Source organism: Bradyrhizobium sp. (assembly GCF_049581145.1).
GTDB lineage: Bacteria > Pseudomonadota > Alphaproteobacteria > Rhizobiales > Xanthobacteraceae > Bradyrhizobium.
Genome location: NZ_JBAURI010000015.1, coordinates 1 through 6772, shown reverse-complemented (window position 1 = coordinate 6772; position 6772 = coordinate 1). Strand labels below are relative to the sequence as shown.

5 protein-coding genes are annotated in these 6772 nt (G+C 63.0%); 2 read left to right on the top strand and 3 right to left on the bottom strand.

The features are described 5' to 3' along the window. The coding region (locus WCB02_RS00520; protein WP_423955145.1) for an enoyl-CoA hydratase-related protein at nt 1-671 on the bottom strand (671 nt) is incomplete at its 3' end. Between the two features lie 263 nt (nt 672-934). Here WCB02_RS00520 and WCB02_RS00515 point away from each other — a divergent pair. Further along, nucleotides 935-2209 carry an acyl-CoA dehydrogenase family protein gene (locus tag WCB02_RS00515; protein ID WP_423955142.1) on the top strand — a complete coding sequence of 425 codons (1275 nt, stop codon included), beginning with the start codon at nt 935-937 and terminating at the stop codon, nt 2207-2209. A gap of 57 nt (nt 2210-2266) precedes the next feature. Here WCB02_RS00515 and WCB02_RS00510 read toward each other — a convergent pair whose 3' ends face one another. Continuing rightward, nucleotides 2267-4363, bottom strand: coding sequence for a putative bifunctional diguanylate cyclase/phosphodiesterase (locus WCB02_RS00510; RefSeq protein ID WP_423955140.1), 2097 nt, complete (start codon nt 4361-4363; stop codon nt 2267-2269). Nucleotides 4364-4616: 253 nt separating this feature from the next. After that, nucleotides 4617-6194, bottom strand: a complete 1578-nt coding sequence (locus tag WCB02_RS00505; protein WP_423955139.1) for a fatty acid--CoA ligase — start codon at nt 6192-6194, stop codon at nt 4617-4619. A gap of 288 nt (nt 6195-6482) precedes the next feature. Here WCB02_RS00505 and WCB02_RS00500 point away from each other — a divergent pair. After that, nucleotides 6483-6772: hypothetical protein (locus WCB02_RS00500; RefSeq protein WP_423955138.1), on the top strand; the 290-nt coding region annotated here is incomplete at its 3' end.

Genomic DNA, 6772 nt, shown 5'->3' with positions numbered 1-6772 from the left:
GTCATCGCCTGTTCCAGCGAGACCGCGAGGCCACGCTCGATCGCCTGCTTGGAGGCGCGGATCGACATCGGCGAATTCTTGGCAATGGTCTCGGCCCAGCGCTCGGCGGTCGCCATCAATTGGTTTTGCGGGACCACCTCGTTGACGAAACCAAGTTCAAAACCTTCCTTGGCCGAGACGTGGCGCGCGGTCAGGATCATGCCCATGGCGCGCTTCAGCCCAATCTGCCGCGGCAGCCGCTGCAGGCCGCCGGCCAGCGCCGCCAGGCCGACGCGCGGCTCGGGCAGAGCGAAGGTGGCATTTTCGGACGCAATGATGAGATCGCAGGCCAGCGCGACCTCGAACCCACCGCCCATCGCGACGCCGTTGACGGCGGCGATGATCGGCTTGTCGCAATCCAACCGCGCGGTGAGGCCGGCGAAGCCGCCTTTGTCCCAGCCGCGCTTGCCGCCCGCGGCCTGCCATTTCAGGTCGTTGCCGGCGCAGAACGCCTTGTCGCCGGCGCCGGTGACGATCGCCACCCATTGCTCGGGATCGGCAGCAAATTCGTCGAACACCTTGTCGAGCTCGAAATGTGCCTCGATATGCAGCGCGTTGTAGACCTCGGGCCGCGACAGCGTCACGATCGTGACCGGTCCCTTGCGCGTGACTTTGGAAAATTTCAGGTCCATGTTCTCTCCCGTGGCTTTTGCCTGACGCGATTTCGCTGGCGCGCTCTTGTCTGAGGCGATTTTCTGTGGCGCGGAACGGCGCGATACTAGCTGGCCCTGGCCGCGCGGTCCCATCCAATTATGCAAGCGGGGGGCGCGCTACAAGCCGTCAACGCTTGATTGAAGCGACAAGGCTTGCTTGACTTGTCTGATCGCTTGACTTGCGTTTCGCCGCCGACCTTAATTGTCGACCATAACAACAAGCAAAAACCGGGAGCTGCGCCTTGGACTTTGCCTTGCCGGGCGATCTGGTCGCCTATCTCGATGAGCTCGACCGCTTCATTGCGCGCGAGATCAAGCCGCTCGAGGACGCCGACGACAACATCCGCTTCTTCGACCACCGCCGCGAATGGGCGCGCACCGATTTCGAGAATGGCGGGCTGCCGCGGCACGAATGGGAGGCGCTGTTGCGCAAGGCCAAGAACCTGGCCGACGCGGCCGGTCACCTGCGCTTTGCGATCCCGAAGCGCCATGGCGGCAAGGACGGCACCAACCTCTGGATGGCCGTGATCCGCGAGCATTTCGCGTCGAAGGGACTTGGCCTGCACAACGACCTGCAGAACGAGCATTCGATCGTCGGCAATTTTCCCCTCGTCACCATGCTCGATCGTTACGGCCGCGACGACCAGAAGGCGATGATCGACGGCTCGATCACCGGAAAATACCGCATCACCTTCGGGCTGACCGAGCCTGGGCATGGCTCGGACGCCACCCACATGGAGACCAGGGCGCAGCCTGCGACCCGCGACAACGTCAAGGGCTGGCTGATCAACGGCGAGAAGATGTGGACCACCGGCATGCATGTCGCCACCCACTGCGCGCTGTTCGCCCGCACCAGCGGCAATGACGGCGACGCGCGCGGCATCACCTGCTTCCTGGTCCCGGCGAAGAATAGCGGCGTGAAGGTCGAGGAATATATGTGGACCTTCAATATGCCGACCGATCACCCGCGGGTCAGCTTCACCGAGGTGTTTGTTCCCGAGGATGCGCTGTTCGGCGAGGTCGGCCGCGGGCTGTCGCTGGCGCAATGTTTCGTGCACGAGAACCGCATCCGGCAGGCCGCGAGCTCGCTGGGAGCTGCCGTCTACTGCATCGACGAAAGCGTCAGATACGCTCGCGAACGCAAGCCGTTCGGCAAGGCGCTTGCGGAAAACCAGGCGATCCAGTGGCCGCTGGTCGAGCTTGCGACACAGGCCGAGATGCTGCGGCTGTTGATCCGCAAGACCGCCTGGGAGATGGACCAGCTCACCCAGGCGGAGGTCGAGCACACGCTCTCCGACAAGGTGTCGATGTGCAATTTCTGGGCAAACCGGCTGTGCTGCGACGCCGCTGACCGCGCTATGCAGGTGCATGGCGGCATGGGCTATTCGCGGCACAAGCCGTTCGAGCACATCTATCGCCACCATCGCCGCTATCGCATCACAGAAGGCAGCGAGGAGATCCAGAAGCGGAAGGTGGCGGGATTTCTGTTCGGCTATATGGGAGCTGGCAAGCATTGAGGCGCAGGCAGACAGGAAGGGCCTTGACGGCCATCGATCTGTGCTGGTCTCGCGGGCTCAGGCCACCCGCTTGCCGGGTTGCTTGATGCTGGTTTCCTTGATGCTGGTTTCCTTGGGAGCATCGGCCGCCGCGGGAGCCGCGTCTCGAACGCTGCCGTCCTTGAAGATGTCATCATGCGGCTGCGGCCGCCCGAGCAGAAAGCCCTGCGCCTCGTCGCACCCCTCATAACGCAGGATATCGAGCTGGTCCTTGGTTTCGACACCTTCCGCGAGGATCGGCACGTCCAGGCTCTTGCCGAGCGCCAGCACGGCCCGCACGATGGCCTTGGATTGCGGATTGCTTTCGACCTCGTTCATGAACAGGCGGTCGAGCTTGATCTTGTCGAACGGGAAGGAACGCAAGGTATCGAGCGATGAATAGCCGGTGCCGAAATCGTCCAGAGCGATGGTGACGCCGAGCGCCTTGATCTGGCGGAGGATATGCAGCGCGCGGGTCTTGTCGGCGATGATGGTCGATTCGGTGATTTCGAGTTCCAGCAGCGCCGGCGAGAGGCCGGTTTCGATCAGGATCTGCTGGATCCGACGCGGCAGGTCGGATTGCCTCAACTGAACCGGGGACAGATTGACGGCGATCTTGTGCGGCGTCTGCCAGGCCGCCGCGCGCCTGCAGGCTTCGCGCAGCACCCATTCGCCGATCTCGATGATCGCGCCACTCTCCTCGGCGATCGGGATGAACTCCAGCGGCGGGATCAGGCCGCGCTCCGGATGCTTCCAGCGCAGCAGGACTTCATAGCCGCAGACCGCGGCGTCCGTCACCGAGATCTGCACCTGGAAGTGCAATTCGAATTGCTTCAACTCGATCGCGCGGCGCAGTTCGCGCGAGAGCACCTGTCGCTTGCGGGCGGCTTCGTCGAGCTTGCTCTCATAGAAGCAGACCGGCTTGCTCTGGTCGACTTTCGCGCGATACATGGCGAAATCCGCATTGCTGATCAGGGTCTGCGCCGTCGTTCCGTCGTCCGGACAGACCGCGACGCCGAGACTGGCTCCGGCGCGAGTGATGAAATCGTCGACCTGGAGGGGCTCGAACAGGACCGATTTGAGCCGGTCGACGAAGTCGAGCAGGTCGCTCGGATCGTCGAACGGCTTCACGCCTGCGAATTCATCACCGCCGATGCGCGCGACGAATTCGCCTTGCCTGAGGCAGCGTCTCAGCCGGTCGGCAATGGTCCGGAGCGCCCGGTCGCCGGCGTGATGGCCGCGCAGATCGTTGATCTCCTTGAAGCGGTTGAGGTCGATGCCAATGACGGCTAGCCTGCGCTTGTCGCGTTGAGCCATCGCCAGTTCGTCATCGAGATGCTCACCGAAGCTCGACCGGTTGGGCAGGCCGGTGAGGGAATCGCTCAGCGCCATATGCCGCAGTCGCATCGTGTTCTCGGTTCGCGAGCGCGAATCGATCATATGGCTCGCGACGCCCGTTCCGACGATGAACAGCGCGCCGCCTGCGACCGCCACTGCCATTGCCTGGAAGATCACGGCATTGGTGAGATCCGAGGTGAGTGGCGTCACGGTCACCGCGGCCATGCCAATGAAATGCTGCGCGATGATCGCGAGCACCAGTCCGGCCGTACCGATCAGCAGGGAGTAGGATTGCGCCGTTCCAATCGCGATGTAGATAGCCGCAATCGCCAGCGGAATCGAGAGTGCCACGGACGCCAGGATGTAGGCCAGGTCCCATTCGATGATCGCGCTGATGTGGTAGGCGGCCATCCCGATGTAGTGCATGATCGTAATGGTGATGCCGACCATGCCGCCGCCCACCATCAGCGTCCAGCGTTGCGTGCTGTGCGTGGCGATCCCGAAGCCGATGCCGAAGCCGCAGATCGCGAAGATCAGCGAGGCGATCGTCAACAACGGGTCGAAGCTGACCGGCGCGCCGGGATCATAGGCCAGGATCGCCACGAAATGGGTGCACCATACCGATGCGCCCGCAACCGACGCGGTCTGGAAAACCCAGCCCAGCCGCTGCGGCCCTTCGGTCTGCAGCGCGCGTTCGAGCAGCTGCATGGTGACGTAGCTGCCGATGACGCAAACGACCGCGGCCAGAAGAACCAGCCACAGATTGTGCTCGGTCGCGATACAGGTGATGACTCGCATTCAAACGCCCCGGAATTTCGAGAAAATCTAGGTCGCCGTTTGCGAACATCGCGTTACCAGGGGCTGTTGCCGCGCCGCAGGTGGCGGCGATCCGTCTGCCGCCGCAACGAAGCGCTGATGATGGTTAAGCGCTGGTCGCTCGCCGCCTCCGTAGAAGTCCGGAGCCTGCAGCCGCGGGTCAGCGTCGCTGGCACGGCGATACCGTTCGCCCGAACCGGCATCTCGACCTCCGAGGCGATGCAGAGCTGGCGGCTCAGTTCACCTGCCGGTCCTTGCCGTCCCAATGGGGATCGCGCAGATGGCGGCGCAGGATCTTGCCGGAGGGGTTGCGCGGCAGCGCCGCGATGAAATCCACCGTCTTCGGCGTCTTGTAGCCGGCGATGCGGTCGCGGGTGAAGTTGATGATGTCGGTCGCGGTCGCGGACCTGCCGGGCTTCAGCACCACGATCGCCTTGACCGCTTCGCCCCAGGTCTCGTCGGGGACCCCGACCACGGCGGCTTCGGCCACATCCGGATGATCGCAGATCGCGCTCTCGACTTCTGCCGGATAGATGTTCTCGCCGCCGGAGATGATCATGTCCTTGATGCGGTCGTGGATGTAGAGATAGCCGTCCTCGTCCAGGTAGCCGGCGTCGCCGGTGCGCAGCCAGCCGTCCTTGTCGAGCGTGTTGGCGGTTGCCTCCGGCAGGTTCCAGTAGCCGGCCATGTTGGAGCCGGAGCGGGTGGCGATCTCGCCGACCTGGCCCGGCGGCAAGCGGTTGCCATTGACATCGAGGATCGCAAGTTCGACGCCCGGCAAGGCCTTGCCGGCCGAGCGCATTCGGTTCGAGCCTTCGACGTGGTCTTCCGGCGGCAGGGCGACGATCGTGCCGGTCGTCTCGGTCATGCCATACATCTGCACGAAGCCGCATTTGAACACGTCGATGCATTCCTTCAGCAGCGAGATTGGAATCGGCGACGCGCCATACAGCATGTATTTCAGCCGCGAAAAATCCACCTCGCGCGCGCGGGGCTGGCGCACCACGAATTGCATGGCGGCCGGCACCATGAACAGTTTGGTGATTTTCGACTGTTCGAAGAAGTCCAGCACCTTGCTCGGATCGAACTCGCGGGCGATCACGCCCTTGGCGCCGTGATAGAGGCCAAGCACGCCCCAGCCGGAGCCGCCGATGTGAAAGATCGGCATCGCCACAAGCGAGACCTCGTCGGTGGTCCACTCGTTCCACGCCTGGGTTGCGTCCTTGCCGGCGGTGACGAGGTTGAGCATATTGGCGTGCGACAGCATCGCGCCTTTCGGCTTGCCTGTCGTGCCCGAGGTATAGAGCTGGATGGCGATGTCCCGCGGACTGATCTCGGCCCCGGGGTCGTCGGCGCTTTGCGCGTCGCGCCACACCGCAAAATCCTGCCATTCATCCGCGCCGCCTTCGGTCGTGATGATGGTGCGCACGCTCGGGATCTGCGACTTGATGCCGCGAACCAGCGTGATGAATTCCGGTCCCACGAACAGCACAGGCGCCCGGCAATCCTCGACGATGAAGGCGACTTCCGGGCCGGCGAGACGCCAGTTCACCGGCGCCGTCACTGCCCCCATTTTCATCGCACCGAACAGCAGCTCGAAATAGATGTCGCTGTTCTTGCCGAGATAGGCGATGCGGTCGCCTTTGCTGACTCCCAGCGCCTTTAGCGCGTTGGCGACGCGGTTGGTGTTGCGATCGAATTCGGCGAAGCTCGATTGGCGTCCCTCGAACTCGTAGACGATCGCGCCGCCAAGCGCCGTCGCGCGGGCGCGGACCACATCGGCAAGGTTCGCAGGCTCCAAAGAAGCGGACATGTTTCCCCCATGCTAATTGTTCTCGTTGTGGCGGAGTTTGGCGCCATCCGGCAGCAAATACAATACGGGGAGTTGTATTCGTTTCGGCTGCAACGCTCCGGCGACGCGGGCAAGCGCCGCGCATTCGCTGGATGTCATGCTGCAATGCGATTAGTGATGTCAGTCATGTTACTGCCATAAAGTAAAACTCGTATGTCGAGAGTGTGCTGGCATTGAGAGTTCTTCCACGCACCGATGCGCCGATAAACAACGCTCGAGTCGTGGCGACGCGGGCGATGGGGGGTGGCCGTGTCCGTTGATTTTGTTCCTGGTACTGATGTGGCGCCATCGTTGGAAAACGAGCCTGGTGCGGCCGATACGACTGAACGGACGGCCTTCGAACGGCCAGAGCTTGCCGCCGTGGTCGTTCAGATCAAGCAGGCCTATCCTTCGGCATCCGCCAGCGAGACCCTCTCCCATGACCGCCTGCACGAGATCGATCGTGTTTTCTTTGGACCCTTCTTTCGCGAGAAATACGGCAGGGGCGGAGACAAGGCGCTGGAGAATGATCGTATTCGCTACTACGGCTTGATTCAGCC